Source organism: Exiguobacterium sp. SL-9 (assembly GCF_004336985.1).
GTDB lineage: Bacteria > Bacillota > Bacilli > Exiguobacteriales > Exiguobacteriaceae > Exiguobacterium.
Genome location: NZ_SJUO01000001.1, coordinates 125,656 through 141,393 on the forward strand (window position 1 = coordinate 125,656; position 15,738 = coordinate 141,393).

Here is a 15,738-nt window from a genome sequence, read left to right on the forward strand (position 1 = left end):
AATCTACTTTTGAACGGGGACGATGGATATGCGTACTTGGAAACAACCTTTACTTTTACTTGCTGGCGTCGGCATCTCGAACCTTGGGGCCTGGGTGTACTTCATCGCCCTCAACTTGATCGTCCTCGAGATGACGCAATCGCCGTTCGCCGTGTCGGTCCTCTACATCCTCGTCCCGCTCGCGGCCCTATGCGCGAACTTTTGGTCAGGCTCGGTCATCGACCGCACCGACACGCGCCGCTTGATGATGTGGCTCGATGCGCTCCGTGCCGTCGTCGTCTTCAGTCTCGCTTTCACCGACTCACTCGCGCTCATCTATGTGCTCGTGTTTGGATTGAATATCGCGAGCTCCGTCTTCGAATCGGCCTCCCTCGTCTATATGACGAAACTCGTCCCAAGCGCTGACCGGCAACGGTTCAACGCGCTCAAGAACTTCGTCCAATCGGCCGGGTTCATTTTAGGCCCAGCTATCGCGGGATTGTTGTTCATGATCGGCAGCCCGACGTTCGCCATCCAGTTGAACGCGCTGGCGTTGCTCGTGTCCGTCGGGATTCTCGCATGCTTACCGAGGCTGTTCACGGCCAGCGAGGAGGTCGAGGTATTCAGCCTGCGCATGATTATCGAGGACTGGAAGACGGTCGTCCGGTTCGCGTCGACCATGCGTTACGTGACGCTCGTCTATGGTCTATTCTGCGTCATGACGATTTTCATGTCGGGGCTCGACTCACTCGAGGCGTCGTTCGCGACGCAAGTGCTCGGTTTCTCTGAGAGTCGATACGGCTTTCTTGTCAGTGTCGCCGGAGCCGGGATTATCGCCGGCTCCATCATCAATGCGACGTTCAGCGCTCGGATGACGTTACCGTTCTTAATCAGTTTCGGCGCCATCCTAACACCTGTCGGCTATCTCGTTTTCGCCTTCTCGGAATCGTTCGTGCTCGCATCCGCCGGGTTCTTCCTGCTCACGTTCGCCCTATCGTTCGCGAACACCGGCTTCTTGTCCTTTTATCAGAACAACGTGCCGACCGAACTGATGGGCCGCTTCTCGGGAGTGATCAATGTAGTCGAGTCCATCCTCATCATCGGGTTGACGTTTGGCATCGGCCTCCTCGCTGAATACGTCGGGATTCGTTCGACGTACGTTGCCTTTTCGCTCGCTTTCTTACTCGTCGGCTTGGTCACGGTTCGTGTTGTGTTAGAGCGTTCAAAACGAGCACTGTATGAGGCGGTTCTATATGAGGAGGAAGCATCTTAATCTTTTATTGAAACTATAGAAAAGCCGATTGAGACCATCCTCTCAATCGGCTCTCTTTAAGCTGTCGCGACAACAATGGCTTATTTTAACGCTTGAGTCATCTGATACACGTGTTCCTCTACCACAGCAACAATGACATCCGGACGATCTAAATGAACAGCATGCGATGACCGTTCCGCAATCACCAGCTTGCTAGTTGTCGAGAGCATCGTTTGTTCACGAATGAGTTGATGCCACGTTGCTTCTAATAACTTTAACTCAGATTCAGGCAAACCGTTTAACAGGCCTTGTTCGACTTCATGGTCGGCGTCGCGTCCAATCACATACACTGGCATCGAACCGAGACTTCCTAACTGTTTAATGAACCGAGAATCCGCATGCCAGTTCCTGACTTCCTCAATCATCGTTTTATACAGATTTGGCCTTTGGAAAAATTGGATCAACTCTGCTTGAACATCACTCGGAAGCTTGCGCTGATTGGGTGTCAATACGGTTTGGATACGTCGTGTTAACGCTGATTCGGTTTGTTCTGCATAGGCCTCACATTGTTTCAGCCAATCCTCATCTGACGCTCCCTCATTCATGATTGGCAAGTCTAGCGTATCGAGTCTTTCCAAGTCGTGCGATGTGGAGTCGATGAGCACGAGTGCAGCCACATCAGACAAATAACGCTTCGCGAAATGCTGGGCGCAAAGCCCTCCATAGGAATGTCCGAGTAAGATGATAGGACTGTCAATACGCAGAACGTGTAACAGTTCCTTTAATTCGCTTACAGTCGCTTCTGTGTTGCGTTCACGTTGACTCTGTTCACTTCTGCCAATCCCCGGCCGGTGATACAGGATGACCTGATTTGTTACACTTAGCTTCTCTGTCACCTCATGCCACTCTTCGAACGAACAACCCATTCCAGTCATGATGACGATTGGTATACCATGCTCTCCTTTACGCTTCACTTCAAGTTCTGTCTCAAACACTTTCACAAAATGGTTCATGGATATCGCCCCCTAATCGTCTCCCGTTTCCAACAATCTCACTTTTCATTATAGCTGACCCGTTATAATCATTGCTAAATAATTGAAGAACCTATATAATTTTGGAGATTTGCAATCAGAAAGGGAGTGTTTCGTTGAACAACTATCAAAACGTGCTCATCAAGTTGAGCGGGGCCGCCATCGCCGGCGAGGACAACTCGAATTTTGATCCACACAAACTCGATCAAATTGCGACTGAGATTTTATCGTTGATTGACATGGGCATCAACGTTTCCCTAATGATCGGCGGAGGGAACATCTTCCGAGGCAACATGGCCGACGCATGGGGCATCGACCGCGTCGAGGCTGACAACATCGGCACGCTCGGCACCGTCATCAACAGCTTGATGCTGCGGGGTGTGCTGAAAAGCAAGACCGACCGCGAAGTTCGGGTCATGACGGCCATGCCGATTCCGAGTATGGCTGAGCCGTACATTCGACTGAAGGCACTCACCCATCTGAACAAAGGGTACGTCCTCATCTTCGCAGGTGGTAACGGTCAGCCGTTCGTCTCGACAGACTATCCGGCGGTTCAACGCGCGGTCGAGATGCACTGTGACGCCCTGTTCGTCGCCAAAAACGGGATTTCCGGTGTCTATACGGAAGACCCGAATCGTTCGAGCGCGGCGAGACAATATACGTCGCTCCACTATAACGATGTGTTGCGCCATGACTTGAAGGTAATGGATCAGTCGGCGCTGCTCCTCGCGCGAGACAATCATCTTCCGGTACATGTGTTCGACTTTGAAGAGACGGGCGCGATGAAACGAATCTGTTCGGGCGAGTCGATCGGCACGTTGATTCACGATGGCCGGACTAACTTTGCCACATAACTGACGACACCACCGACATCTGTGCCGGTGGTGTCGTTTACTTCATCCGCTCGAAGAAACGCACTTGCTCCGATTCGAAAAACGAGCTCATCGTCCCAATCTGATGCTCTATAATGAAGGTGACGGACATCTTTGATTGGTTATTTCCCACACATAGCGGGTAATTGAGATGGTGGCTCATCGCGAGCCGATTTAAAACAGATGGAGGGTTAAACATGAAGCAATGGACCAATGAATCGACTTATTTGTTCGGGCTCATCGCCTGTATGATTGTCGGCTCGATGGCATTCACCGTTCTTTTGTCCGATAGTAACACCGGTCTTCTCGGCTACTTGATTTTACCGGCCGTCGTTCTATCTTCCCTTATCTTCGGAATGCGGGCCGGGCTGACCCTGTCTGTCTCACTCCTTCTCTTTTTATTCATCTATTTCCGATGGTTCGCATCCATCTATGAAGCAGGAAACGTTCAGTTTTTCAACAGCAGAGGGATCAGTTTTACGATATTGCTGCTCGTCATGTCCATTTTGTCCGGTCTCGTTCATCAACTCGTAAAGAACGTACAACTGTCACGTCTCGAGTTAGAGGAGCGTACCCGACAGCTCGTGGCCGTTGACCCTGAGACGTGGCTCGATAACGCCGAACGGTTTCGGATGGACTTGAATGCCGAACGCGATCGCCTGATTCGCCACGGTGACGCCTTCACGGTCTCGTTCATTCAAATCCATGAGCTGAGAGAATTCGAGGAACGGTTTGGACGGACCGAGTATGAATGGTTCTTGAATTATTTCAGTGACGAGCTCCATCTGGCCACGAGACGAACGGACCATAAGTACCGCGTGGCCTTAGACACGTTCGCCATCATCTATCCGCACACGTCCCCTGAGGCCGCCCGCGTCGTCCATGATCGGATTCGCCCGTTACTCGAACAGTACGAGCTTCAAAGCGGTGAACACGTGTCGTTGACGCATGAGCATACGTTTTATGACGTGAATCTAGAAAATTGCAACGCAGCCGTTGATGAAATCAATGCGAAAATTTCGTTCACCAGTTAAGATACATCCGATGAAAAAAACTTGAATGACCAACACTTGATAGAAGTGTGCATTCAAGTTTTTTTGTGTACTCAAATCAACTCGTCATCCTCATCAAACCGTTCCGACAGGCGAATCTAAGACTTCGATCGTCTTTAAAACCGTATCGACAATCCGCGTACGCGTATCGTTTTTCGACAGCAATACCGCCTCGCCCGTCTCATCGAAGCAATATGCGATCGGAATCGAATGGCCACAGTTTCGATACGACCCATCGGCATGGCTCGTCCCGAGAATCATTGAACGTTGTTGCATCGCGATTTGCTTCGCCACACCGGACCAATCCGCATATTGTTCTTCGCTGAACATGCCGACGCCAATCGGATTGAAGATAAGTTGAATGTCCTCTTCCGATTTAAGTCCTTCCAGCCCCATGAAGATTTCTCGACAGAGCACATATCCGTAGCGGTGACCATCGTCCTCGACAGTTGACGGCATGAAGAGCGGCATCGTTTCCGGTGTCTTGGCACGGTCCAACAGTGTCTCCCCACGCTTATCGATGATGAGCGCTCGGTCCACGTTCTGCTCGTTCCGATAGCCCATCACGACCGCTGTCTGGAATCGCTTCGCGAGTTTCTTGACCTCGGGAAGATGGGTAACCTGACAATAGCCTTCCGGGTACAAGATCAAGTCCACATCGGGGTTCGCTTTGATGTCTTGACTGAATTGCTCTAGGTGTTTTTCCATTTTGGGTTGGCCAATCAGAATCTTCATATGTACGGCACACCTTTCTCAAATTTACATTTTTTAAAATCAATATTCTCACTTCGTTGCAAAGCCGACTAAACAAAGAGGTTTCTTCTCATGAATCGCCTCGACCACGCCTCCGGCAATCTCTTCATGCGTCAACCAGCGGCGCTGACCTTTCACGACCTGATAGCCGAGTTGCACTTGGTGATAACGGACGTCTTCAGGGATTCTCAGCCCGTTCCTCACACCGCTCGGATTGGCGCGGCTCCCGAGGACATGGAACACGTCCGTGCCACCGCGCAGTGCTGACAACACACACGGCAAGGCGTTAGCTGCGTCCGAATGAATCCAGGCAACGACCAAGTCGAAGTCTCCGTGAATCGCAATCGAACGTCGCAGTGCTTCCTTGAGACGCAAGTCGTCCCGATAGTCGACCAATATGGCAGACAGCCGATCTGGCGATTGCTCGGTCAATCGTTTCATTTTCTCGGCATCTCGTCCGATGATGGACACGTGATACCCACCCTCTGCCAACCAAAGGACCATCCCCGCCAGCATCCCGCTGCCGCCGATCACTAGCGCATGTTTCACGATATATCTGTCCCTTCTGTCCGTTTATAAGTATGGAAGGAATCCTGTCTTACGAGAGCGAAATCCACATATAACATCCCCTCAAGGAGGCATGATTCCCATTCCATCGACCATCTATTTCATCAAACCAATCCAGTCGCCACACGAACTCGATGAATCGTTCCCAGTCATGAACCAACTGCGTACCGACCTGACGCTCGACACGTATCGTGAAATCGTAGCCGCCATGCGACCGCAAGGCTATGAACTGTATGCGTTATACGCCGACGATGCGATTGTATCGCTTGCGGGTATTGAGCTCCGCGTCAATCTATATCTCGAGAAACACGTCTTCATTTACGACCTTGTGACGTGCGCGAACCATCGCTCGAACGGATATGGTGAGATGCTGCTTCACTTCGTCCACGAATACGCCCGCGACCATAGTGCCAAATACGTCGCCCTTGAGTCAGGACTTGCCCGGACCGAGGCGCACCGCTTTTATAAAGACAAAATGGACTATGCCATCACGAGCTATTCGTTTCGTAAACAGCTTTGAATTCGTTGTAACGAAAAAGGAAGAGCCTGTCGCTCTTCCCGTCTCTATTATATCGTGATTCTCGAACCAAAAACAGACTGTGTTCTCCTAAATTCATCCACTATACTGTGAAGACAACCTGACTGAAGGAGAGATGAAGCATGACTGATGACATGAGACCGCTCGATCCAGGCCCGTTTTTTCACGGCACGAAAGCCGAACTGAAGCTAGGTGACTTGCTAGAACCGAAGCGACGCTCAAACTATCAAGATAAGCAGTCGAATTACATCTATTTCACGGCCACCCTCGACGCCGCCAAATGGGGTGCCGAACTGGCGAGCGGTGAGGCTCGTGAACGCATCTATCTCGTCGAACCGACGGGTGACTTCGAGAATGACCCGAACTTGACGGACAAGCGCTTCCCTGGCAATCCGACCCGGTCGTACCGGTCGAACGCCCCGCTCAAAGTCGTGGCCGAGCTCGGGACGTGGGAACGCCATCCGGATGATGTGATCACGCATATGCTTGAATCGCTTGAGAACCTGCGGCAATCAGGAGAAGATGTGATTGACGACTGATACGAAGGCGAGGCACCTTGAATCATTCCTTTACACAATACTATCAGCGAGGGAAAACTATGAAAAAAGAAATCTCTAAATGCGAAGTGATGGAACTATTTTTACAAGCGTGTCCTTCCTATAGAAATCGATGGAATGCATATGTTGAAGACAATTACGAGACTGGAGATGAGCAGTTACTGTATATCGATTTTGCTGATCTTGCTGCGCACATCGTTGACTTGTATAGACAAAACAAGTTGAAAGAGTTTCCGGCGGTGTTTCATGTCATTGAATTATTTCACACAACTGGTGATCCTTACGTTAAAGAAGCTGTGACAATCGGATTATTGGAAGATATGCAAAACAAATTATTATACAGCGGAAGAGAGACGAGTGTATTTCATGAATATTTGCATCAAGAATCACTTGAATGGTGGAATCATCTTAATGATTTTTGGGATGGAAAAACGAAATACGTTGGTGGTCCTGAGAGATAATCCTACTTCTAGGAAAAACCATTTTTAATGGGTTGAGCTCTACTTCATTGAATTCATACAATAATATCCTCACCTCTGAAAAAATAAAGAATGGACACTCTGTTTACATTTCGACATCGAAAAGTGTACAGAGTGTCTCCTCTCAAACTTTTTTATGCATACGTTAGTTTTCTTCAACGTACTTTTTAAAATGCTCAAGGATTGCTTGCCAACCTTGACGCTGTAACTCAAGCGGATTCATCGATTCCGCGTCAAACGTTTCAACAATTTTTGTTTGCTCACCTTCTGAAACAAATGAAATGTGTACTCTGCGTTCATCTTCAAAGTGATATTGAATGAGTTGATTGACTAATACTTCATCATATACACCTTCAAAATCGAAGGCCATACTCTTGTCTTTTGCCTCCATCCGACTTCGAAACTTTCCTCTGGCTCTCAAGTCATTTTCTGCTTCCGTCGTGTGCCAATCTTCTGATGCATGATTCCACTGCTTAATATGGTCAGGTTCTGTCCAAAGTCGCCATACTTTGTCGATAGGTGCTTCAATAATCGATGACACTGTCACTGTATTAGATTCCATCTCATGATCCCCTTTTTTAATGAACCGTTCTAAAACGCTAAGTCGTCGACACTGAATGACATGCATATACCATTTACATCACTTCATTCGATATACGTTCGAGGAAACCCTTGGTCAATCTAAATAGAAGGAGGCGGTTTTTTTAGTTGAGTTGAATGATTCGTATGAACGAGTGTGAATGGATCCGCGAGTGACGCAGCCGCCGCCTCGACTTGAGACATCGTCTCTTCCGTGACGACCGCCTCTTGGCGTCGTAACCGGAACGCTCGCTCAAGCCGACTCGTCAACAAATTGCTGATGAAGACGAGCATGGACAGTCCGAGAGCCGGAACGAAGAACATATGGTTCGTCATCCACGTCGTCGCCGTGAACTGCGTGAAATAAAAACCGAACATCGACGACCATTCAAACAGCGTCGGTCTGACCCCTTCAAACAAGAAGACGGTTCCTCCGAAAAAGACGCCGAACAAAGATAGATGGATGAGTAACATCAACGTTTGTACGAATTGCTGCATGAAGACGATGACCAGCGTTGGCACGAGGTGCGGCCACAGGTGTCGTCTTGTCCGATGCCACACACTGCCGCCTAACGTCTCGGCGACAATCATAAACTCTTGCTTGAGCAATTGTCGGACTTCTGTAATGAGATAGAGCGTGACGGCAGGCAACCCGAGCGCCACGAAGACCGTCAACTGTAGCGTCACGCGGTCCAGAAGTGGTGGCACCACAGTCGAGTCTGCAAAGAAAAAGGACGGGAACAGCATCATCATGGCCAATAACGAGATAGGCAGAATCAAAAAACCATCTAACACCATTTTGAACAATCGGTTCACGCGCGCCCCGCGAAACGCGAGTGGAATCCCGATTAATAGGCCGATCGCCATCCGTCCGAGCGCCACGGTCGCACAAATACCGACCGTCCATTTAAAGCCTTCAATCATCATCTGGAACAAGTCGTTCCCGGCCCGGTCGGTACCGAGCCACTGATCTTTGGACGGTTCGAGCGGTGGAATGCCAATCAACCGACCTTCGTCGGAGTAACGGTTCAAAAATTGATCGACTTGGCCATCGCGGAATACGGTATTCCCGATACTGAGTAACAGTAAGCTGGCAAAAATCACGAACCCGATGATGAAAATCGGGTCACGCAGTAGCGTCCGTCGCATCAAATCCCTCCTTTCCAGGCGTTCGGGATGATCCACTCCGCCAGTAAATCCAATATGAAGATCGGGATATAGACGACCAACAAGATGACGAGCAGAATCGGCATGACCGGATTATAAACGGCGAACCGGAAAATCCCTTGCACGTTAAATAAATATTCGATGATGAGTAGACTCGATAGCACCGTAATCAAGTTCGAGCGGAAAAAGAGGTAGAAGCGATACACCAAATTCGGGAGCAAGTGTCTCCAGAACAAGGCGGCCGGTCGGACGCCTTTCGCCCGCGCCAATTCGAGAAACAACGACACTTCTTCCTCGAGGATATGTTTCGTCAACCATTTAAGGAAGAAGAACAGAATCGTGAGCGTCAACGTCACGATCGGCAAAAAACGTATGTATTCGGCAAACCCGCCTGCGACTTCAATCCGATCAAATCCCGTCTTCTTGTAAATCGTGATGGCGAGGAATTGCGAAAAGATGAGCCAAAACAAATCTGGAATCATCTCTAGCGTTTGGCTCGTTTGCTGAAGCACCGTGCGCACGCGCTTCCCGCTCCGATAAAAGAAATAGGCGTACAAAAGGGCAAACCCGACCGAGACGATGAGTGACGTCACAAAGATGATGACTGTCTCTTTCATGAGCGGGGCAAGATCTGGCAATAACGGTAACTCGCGTTGCGCGGTGACGTTGAAATATGTAATCTCATCGAGTTTCGCCAACTGACTGAATTGTTGTTGAATCCCGTGCCAGTAGTTCGATGGGACGAACTCGAGTTGCACGACGAGTGAAGGCAAGGCACTGATCGCAATCAATACAAATATGGTGATAAAAAACTGAGCCGATTTTTGAGCAATCCAGTTCATCTGTTTCTCTCCCTTTTGAGCCATGAGATTCTTTCCTTTTAAATTTGATCGCCTAATACCACAAACAAAAAAGAAGGCTCTCCAAAATAAAACATTTCCTCAATTTAAAAGTAAAAAAAAGCCATATGTGTTTTTTTGATTCTATCACAGAAATATTGTAAATAATAACAATATTCAAAAAATAAAGAGATAAATTATGCTACTATTAAATTGCTCATATACTCAGGCACAATTTTTAAGTGTTCCAGCTACATCGAACATCCCAATCAAGAGATAAACAAAAAAGTATTCCTTCATGAAAGGAACACCTTAGTATGTCGAAAATAGTACATCACCATCCTCAGATCGTAACTCATAATTGACGAGCGTCTTCAACTCCTGCGTGAACGTGATCGTACATTCATATTCAACGCCAGGACCGAACGGAATATCGGGACGATCGCGCGTTTCGTACGGCACGCCATTCAGATATACATCGATGTCACGGGCTTTCGCACCGTTATCGATTACATAACACATTCCCGTCTCTGTCATGTAGCGACTATACATCCGGTCATATGTATCTGGAACCGTTACGAGCAACACTAGCATGACTAACATGAGCGATCCAATGGACGCAAACAACTTTCCTAACTTTCGGTCTTTCCACCATTGGACGAAATACATGACTGTCGCGCCAACAAGCGCGAGCGCGATACACCAAAACCCGATTAAATCAATCAAACTTATCACCTCACCTCTTTTTACGGTTACTAACAGACAAAGTTTCATCACCATTTCATTTTCGAGGAGATCTCTATGACACACTTTCTCAACATACAAACCCTCTCCATCCAGCTCGCGCTCACCCTGTTCGTAAACATTCAACTGCTTGCCAACAGCGGACGGCTCTATTTGATCATAGGCAATATTTATATGCTCGTCATCGTCTCTATCGCTCTTGCTTCACTCTGGTTGTTCGCGCGGCTCATCGTCAAACAAATCAGGCGACTGGCTCCTTCACCATGGAACCTATCCCTGTACGTGCTATGGCTCCCCTATTTAGCGCTGTTCACCTATGTCTGGACACGGATCGTCCCCGCTCCGAATGAAGCGGCATGGCCAAGTCCGGCCGTCGGGCTGCTGATCATCGCGCTCACGTTCACATTTCCCCTGTATGTGTTCATCGTCCATATGATTGCCCGCTCCAAACAACCAACGACGTAACCAAAAAACGTGTGCGACCCGATGTGGCTGCACACGTTTTTTTCATAGGATTTCCTGCCTTCGCTTCTGCCACGCCACAAGCAAGATACTGATAATGACGAGCAGGAACCACGACGACAGCTTGCCAAGGTCGACGAGTGCCCAGCCGCTCAACTGATTCGGATAGGCCCAACCGTTATAGAACGTGACGATATTTTCCGCGAACCAGATGAAGCAGGCGATCAAAAAGAAAGCGACGACGACTGGCATCGTGAAACGGCGATCGTCGAGCCGGTACGTGACGATGGCCCGACCGAAGACGAGAAAGACGAGACCAATCAGCACCCAGCGCAAATCGAGCCAAATGTGGTGCCAAAAGAAGTTGAAATAGATGGCGATTCCCAGACCGAACGCGATGAGCGGTGGCGGCATCTTGAGAAACTCCAAATCAAGGCGGCGCCACGATTGGACGACGTAGCTGCCGACACTCGCATACATGAACCCCGCATAGAGCGGGACACCGAACACTTTCGTCAACGCCTCGTCGGGATAGCTCCATGACCCCATCTGCACTTTGAACAGCTCGAGGCCGAGCCCGATGACGTGGAACCAACTGATGACCTTCACTTCTTCCATCGTCTCGAGACCGGTTTTGACGAGCACGACTTGGACGAATAGGCACCAAATGAGTAGCACGTCATAGCGCGGAATCGGAAAGTCGAACCATTTTGTCAACGCGAGCGCCCCGAAGATGGCGACCGGGAAGATACAACTGAGTGCCTGTTCGTAACCGAAGATGAACAAATAACGGATGCGACGCATAGAATCACCTACAATTCGATGTATTCGTAAAGGAATGACGACTCACCGTCAAAGAAACGTGGATCGTAAAGCCCAAGACGCTCATCATCCTTGACGACGACAACGAATGGGGACCACTGTTTGAGCGTGATCGCTTCTTTATTCTCGACGAAGAGCGGGGTCAAATCAGCATCGTCTGCACTCGTCAACTCGTAAAGGACTCCAGGTTCTTGATAGACCGAGTCACTGTAAATCGACACCGACTCATCTGTCTTTGTGACGACCGTGAACTGGGTCGGGATGAACGAGGCCGACAGCGCCACTTCATCGTGATCGGCGGCATACGACTGATACAAGTACGCCCCTTGCGCGCTTTGAATCAAGACGTGCACGACGATGGCGGCCCAGGCGTAGCGATACACCGTATGGCGGACGTCCGTTCGCCGTGCAATCAGCCAGGCGACGAGGAAGATACCCCAATAGACGAAATCGACGATCGGGATGACACCGAACGTGACTCGGACATCAGATAATGGCTCGAAGTAGCCGGTCCCCCAGGCGTTGAACAAGTCCGCCGTGTTATGGATGAACACGGATAAGAGCGCCCACCAAAAGTAACGGATATCGGTCACCTTGAACAAAACGCGCACGAGTATGTAGATGAGTAGCGCGAATAACGGGACGAGGAAAATCGAATGGGTGATGCCGCGGTGCCACATCTGGTACATCCCTTCCGTATCCCATAATCGCGAGATGACGTCACTATCTGGGATTTGGCTCCCGACGAGCGTCGTGACGAACAAAGCACGTTTTTCGTTTTTCTGAAGCTCTCGCTTGTCGGCCGCCCCGTAGAGCGTCAGACCGAACAGCGTATGTGTGATGGTATCCATCGGTCTCCTCCTTTTGGACGGAAAAGACATCCTCCTCATGACGAGAAGGATGTCCGTCCTAGCTTATTTCTCTTGGTCCATTTTCATGGCGCGTCTTGCGACGACGGCGACAAAAATGACAGCGACAATCGGAATGATTAATGGCATCCAATCTAACATCCGCCTGTCCCCCTTCTACAAGTGTCGCAAGCAGTATATCATATCTACATTTCAATCGTTTCAGTGAATGCTCGCCTTTGCGTATCGACCGGCCATCGTCTCGATCGTCTCGCGCATATGATCGCGGAGTGTGACCGGTTCGAGCACTTCGACTTGCGTGCCGAGTGACAAGAGCCAATAGACGAAACCATCAGATACGGCCGCATCGAAGCGGATGAGGAAGCGGTCTCCGTCTTGCGTGATCGAGACGTCTTCGCCGAGTTTGTCGAAAATGACCGGGAGGACCCGCTCGTCAACGGCAAGGACAATCTCCTCGTCGAGTCCGTTATACATATTGAACGACTTTTGGAAATAGTCGTCCGGCAAATGCTGTTTCATGCGCGGCGTATCGTCCTCGACAATTTCCGAATTGACGATGCGGTCGACACGATAGTTTCGGATTTCCCCGATTGATTCATCGATACCAATCAAATAGTACTGCTCATGGTTCCAGTGCAGGTCGATCGGATTGACGACGTAACGTTCGCCGTCACGGCGAAGTGGGAACGTCCGCTTCGTGGCGTCAAAGCCGACGACGTCCGTGTATTGGAACGAGATCGCCTTTTGTTCTTGAATCGCCCGCTGGATGCGGTCGATATGGTACGGGATTTGTCCATGTTTCTTTTTCGGTGTCTTAATAATCGATTGGAGCGTCTCCGCTTCCGGGATGCTCGTCAGTTTTTGAAGCTTCTCGACGATGCGTTCCGTCACGTCCTCTGAGATGAACTTCGCCGCAACGATGGCATCGACCATCATCCGGAGCTCATGAATTTCAAACAGACGGGCCGAATGCCAATATTTTTTGGCGAGGCCGTTTTTCTCGAGCTCATCCTGCACCTCGAACCCCGAATCGGTCAATGCTTGGATGTCGTCTTTCACTGATTTTTTTGCTAACTTAGAAGTATCTCCGATAGTAGATAAATATTCGAGCAAGTCTTCTAACGTCTTCGGATGGTTATCATCTGTATGGCGTTCGAAAAACCGTCTCACCTCGAGTAACCGTTCTCGGTTGTTCACGGTTTAATCCCCTCACTTCTCTTTGTAAAATATGTATAAACAGACAGTAGCATGTTATTTCCATGAAATAAAGGTATTTTCCATTACAAATCGTTTAAGGAGGCCCTTCCGCAGTGAAACATTACGCGCACGTCAACGGCACGAAAATCGAATATATGGACCGTGGTCACGGTCCGGTCATCGTTCTGATTCATGGGACCCAATCATCCAGCCTCGAACCGTACCATGTGGACCGGCTCGTCGTGTCCGGTTTTCGGGTCATTGTCCCATCTCGTCCCGGTTACGGTGAGACTCCGTACTCATTTTCAGCCTCGCCGCAAGCGTTCGCCGCCAACTTACGTCGTCTGATGGAAGTCATGGCAATCGAACAATATCACGTGTACGGCATCTCGGCCGGGGGACCGACAGCCATCGAGCTCGCATCGCAGAACGACCACGCGCTCAGCTTGACGCTTGCGGCCGCGGTGACGAGTGTCGTCGACTTCCCGTATCGGCGCTACATCAGCCGAAACGTCGCCCAACCGGCTTTCATTGCGCTTCAGTTCGCGATGAAACAATTCGTCTTCCGGGCGATTCAAAAACAACCGTTCGAAGCGACGGCCCGCATGATTCAATCGACGAGCCTGCTCGCATTAGACGTGATTCGAGACGAAGTGACCCCGTACGATATCTTCTTGTTGAAGCGAGTCGCGAGTCAAATGGCGTTCGGTCTGGGTGCCCAGTTCGACCTTCGTCAACAAGTGACCGATGAAGCTTTGCTCGGGGTGACGTGCCCGACGTATATCGTCCACTCTAAAAATGACAAGGCCGTGCCGGTCCGTCACGCGCATCATGCGAAACGGCTCATCCCGCACGCCCAGCTCACCATCTTGAACAGCCCCGGCCATCTGATTTGGATCGGCCGTCAAGCGCGAAAGAGCGAGCAACAGATTGAACGCTTTATCCGCTTCAACTCGTAAGACGCCCATTTAGGCGTCTTTTTAGTCGCCTGACTCGAGCAGATTGATCAATTCGTCCGTCACGTCAGCCGGAAGGTGGTAGCCGATATTTGTGTCGTCCGCGTCGTAAAGACTGCTTGCGAACTTCGCATCATCGTTCAGCCAAAGGTAATAGCGGTCCGTCTCCCCGTCCTCGAAGCGGATTTCGATATCGTATTCCGGCCCAACCACATTGGCGACACCTGGAAGTTCGTCTGCCTCACGCAGCATGTCTTCGAATACTTGAATCGCTTCCGGTTCGTCGAACGTGACGAGATCGCGCTCTTGAAAACTGCTGAATCCGTCCGATTCCGAGACGCGGACTTCTTCAATCCCATCCGTCCGGAAATCGTTCGAGGCACAACCGGTCAAGGTAAGTGATAACGTGACGAGAGCAAAGACTGGTGTATGTCGATGTTTCATAAATAGACTCCCTCTGTCTGTATATGGATGATATACGCGATTCAAGCAAGTAAAGTTTCACATTCCACGGCACTCGTTCACTCATCCACCCCGAGCACTTGAATCAACTGATTCGTCATATCTCTCGACACGCGATAGATGAGATGCGGATGCGTCACATCCATCAAAAAGCTCGGTTGATGTTTCTGTCCGAGCCAAAGATGATACTGTGCCATCATCCCGCCCTTCCAATGAAGCTCCAAGTCAAAGTCCGGTTCCCCGTGAATGGAATCTTCGAACGCATCATCTGCATTACGCAGCATGTCCGCGAACGGACTCACTTTTTCGATTCCATTGAACATGATGAAATCTGTCTCATTGAACGAACCAATGCCTGACGACTCAGCAACTCTCGCTTGAATCATCTCTTCTCTGTTCAACTCATTCTCCTCTGAGTTCATAAATGCTTTGAACATCGCCGAAGCCCCTGTGAAGATTGCCCGATCTAGTTTCATGCGCTTCACCCCATTCATGTTGATCGTTATCTTTTACGAAAATCCGGACGAAAGGTTTCGCAAATTTTTACATACTATCAAGAAA

Annotated in this window: 20 protein-coding genes; 8 read left to right on the top strand and 12 right to left on the bottom strand. The window is 49.7% G+C overall.

Annotation, left to right across the window (positions count from 1 at the left end):
• The first annotated feature begins 28 nt into the window (after nt 1-28).
• Nucleotides 29-1,252 (top strand): MFS transporter, encoded by a 1,224-nt coding sequence (locus EVJ34_RS00685; RefSeq protein ID WP_131484453.1) that lies wholly within the window; start codon nt 29-31, stop codon nt 1,250-1,252.
• 80 nt (nt 1,253-1,332) lie between these two features.
• On the opposite strand, the gene EVJ34_RS00690 is transcribed toward EVJ34_RS00685, so the two are convergent.
• The gene (locus EVJ34_RS00690; RefSeq protein WP_131484454.1) at nt 1,333-2,244 is read right to left on the bottom strand and encodes an alpha/beta fold hydrolase; all 912 of its coding nucleotides are present in this window, start codon (nt 2,242-2,244) and stop codon (nt 1,333-1,335) included.
• A 134-nt stretch (nt 2,245-2,378) separates the two neighbouring features.
• On the opposite strand from EVJ34_RS00690, the gene pyrH reads away from it, so the two are divergent.
• Together pyrH and EVJ34_RS00700 are read left to right on the top strand one after the other, a co-directional pair.
• Nucleotides 2,379-3,116, top strand: a complete 738-nt coding sequence (gene pyrH, locus EVJ34_RS00695) for a UMP kinase (RefSeq protein ID WP_131484455.1) — start codon at nt 2,379-2,381, stop codon at nt 3,114-3,116.
• Nucleotides 3,117-3,331: 215 nt separating this feature from the next.
• A complete protein-coding gene (locus tag EVJ34_RS00700) occupies nt 3,332-4,168 on the top strand; it encodes a GGDEF domain-containing protein (protein WP_131484456.1) in 837 nt (278 codons plus the stop codon).
• 93 nt (nt 4,169-4,261) lie between these two features.
• On the opposite strand, the gene EVJ34_RS00705 is transcribed toward EVJ34_RS00700, so the two are convergent.
• Both EVJ34_RS00705 and EVJ34_RS00710 read right to left on the bottom strand, forming a co-directional pair.
• On the bottom strand, nt 4,262-4,921 hold the full coding sequence (locus EVJ34_RS00705; RefSeq protein WP_131484457.1) for a carbon-nitrogen hydrolase family protein: 660 nt from the start codon (nt 4,919-4,921) through the stop codon (nt 4,262-4,264).
• A 48-nt stretch (nt 4,922-4,969) separates the two neighbouring features.
• Nucleotides 4,970-5,488, bottom strand: coding sequence for a Rossmann-fold NAD(P)-binding domain-containing protein (locus EVJ34_RS00710; RefSeq protein WP_131484458.1), 519 nt, complete (start codon nt 5,486-5,488; stop codon nt 4,970-4,972).
• A gap of 91 nt (nt 5,489-5,579) precedes the next feature.
• Here EVJ34_RS00710 and EVJ34_RS00715 point away from each other — a divergent pair, with 91 nt between their 5' ends.
• The 3 genes from EVJ34_RS00715 (at nt 5,580) to EVJ34_RS00725 (ending at nt 7,062) form a co-directional block, all read left to right on the top strand.
• On the top strand, nt 5,580-6,026 hold the full coding sequence (locus tag EVJ34_RS00715) for a GNAT family N-acetyltransferase (RefSeq protein WP_236636606.1): 447 nt from the start codon (nt 5,580-5,582) through the stop codon (nt 6,024-6,026).
• A gap of 140 nt (nt 6,027-6,166) precedes the next feature.
• Nucleotides 6,167-6,583, top strand: a complete 417-nt coding sequence (gene arr / locus EVJ34_RS00720) for an NAD(+)--rifampin ADP-ribosyltransferase (protein WP_131434922.1) — start codon at nt 6,167-6,169, stop codon at nt 6,581-6,583.
• A 59-nt stretch (nt 6,584-6,642) separates the two neighbouring features.
• On the top strand, nt 6,643-7,062 hold the full coding sequence (locus EVJ34_RS00725; protein ID WP_131434920.1) for a DUF7674 family protein: 420 nt from the start codon (nt 6,643-6,645) through the stop codon (nt 7,060-7,062).
• Between the two features lie 163 nt (nt 7,063-7,225).
• On the opposite strand, the gene EVJ34_RS00730 is transcribed toward EVJ34_RS00725, so the two are convergent.
• From EVJ34_RS00730 to EVJ34_RS00745, 4 genes are all read right to left on the bottom strand, one after another.
• Nucleotides 7,226-7,642 (bottom strand): SRPBCC family protein, encoded by a 417-nt coding sequence (locus EVJ34_RS00730; protein ID WP_131484459.1) that lies wholly within the window; start codon nt 7,640-7,642, stop codon nt 7,226-7,228.
• 119 nt (nt 7,643-7,761) lie between these two features.
• Nucleotides 7,762-8,808, bottom strand: coding sequence for an ABC transporter permease (locus EVJ34_RS00735; protein ID WP_131484460.1), 1,047 nt, complete (start codon nt 8,806-8,808; stop codon nt 7,762-7,764).
• Nucleotides 8,808-9,668: an ABC transporter permease subunit gene (locus EVJ34_RS00740; RefSeq protein WP_201739660.1), complete on the bottom strand. Its 861-nt coding sequence runs from the start codon at nt 9,666-9,668 to the stop codon at nt 8,808-8,810. Before EVJ34_RS00740 ends, EVJ34_RS00735 begins: the two co-directional genes overlap by 1 nt.
• Nucleotides 9,669-9,977: 309 nt before the next feature.
• Entirely contained in the window at nt 9,978-10,391 is a 414-nt protein-coding gene (locus EVJ34_RS00745; RefSeq protein WP_131434910.1) for a hypothetical protein, read from the bottom strand.
• A 75-nt stretch (nt 10,392-10,466) separates the two neighbouring features.
• Between EVJ34_RS00745 and EVJ34_RS00750 the strand changes: the two genes are divergently transcribed.
• Nucleotides 10,467-10,874, top strand: coding sequence for a hypothetical protein (locus EVJ34_RS00750; RefSeq protein WP_131434908.1), 408 nt, complete (start codon nt 10,467-10,469; stop codon nt 10,872-10,874).
• 42 nt (nt 10,875-10,916) lie between these two features.
• Here EVJ34_RS00750 and EVJ34_RS00755 read toward each other — a convergent pair whose 3' ends face one another.
• The 3 genes from EVJ34_RS00755 to EVJ34_RS00765 form a co-directional block, all read right to left on the bottom strand.
• Nucleotides 10,917-11,675, bottom strand: a complete 759-nt coding sequence (locus EVJ34_RS00755) for a DUF817 domain-containing protein (RefSeq protein ID WP_131434906.1) — start codon at nt 11,673-11,675, stop codon at nt 10,917-10,919.
• Nucleotides 11,676-11,683: 8 nt separating this feature from the next.
• Nucleotides 11,684-12,544, bottom strand: a complete 861-nt coding sequence (locus EVJ34_RS00760) for a metal-dependent hydrolase (RefSeq protein ID WP_131484461.1) — start codon at nt 12,542-12,544, stop codon at nt 11,684-11,686.
• A 219-nt stretch (nt 12,545-12,763) separates the two neighbouring features.
• A complete protein-coding gene (locus EVJ34_RS00765) occupies nt 12,764-13,759 on the bottom strand; it encodes a helix-turn-helix transcriptional regulator (protein WP_131484462.1) in 996 nt (331 codons plus the stop codon).
• A gap of 113 nt (nt 13,760-13,872) precedes the next feature.
• Here EVJ34_RS00765 and EVJ34_RS00770 point away from each other — a divergent pair, with 113 nt between their 5' ends.
• On the top strand, nt 13,873-14,718 hold the full coding sequence (locus tag EVJ34_RS00770) for an alpha/beta fold hydrolase (RefSeq protein ID WP_131484463.1): 846 nt from the start codon (nt 13,873-13,875) through the stop codon (nt 14,716-14,718).
• Between the two features lie 21 nt (nt 14,719-14,739).
• Here EVJ34_RS00770 and EVJ34_RS00775 read toward each other — a convergent pair whose 3' ends face one another.
• On the bottom strand, nt 14,740-15,159 hold the full coding sequence (locus EVJ34_RS00775; protein WP_131484464.1) for a YhfM domain-containing protein: 420 nt from the start codon (nt 15,157-15,159) through the stop codon (nt 14,740-14,742).
• Between the two features lie 77 nt (nt 15,160-15,236).
• Entirely contained in the window at nt 15,237-15,653 is a 417-nt protein-coding gene (locus tag EVJ34_RS00780) for a YhfM domain-containing protein (protein WP_131484465.1), read from the bottom strand.
• Nucleotides 15,654-15,738 lie beyond the last annotated feature (85 nt).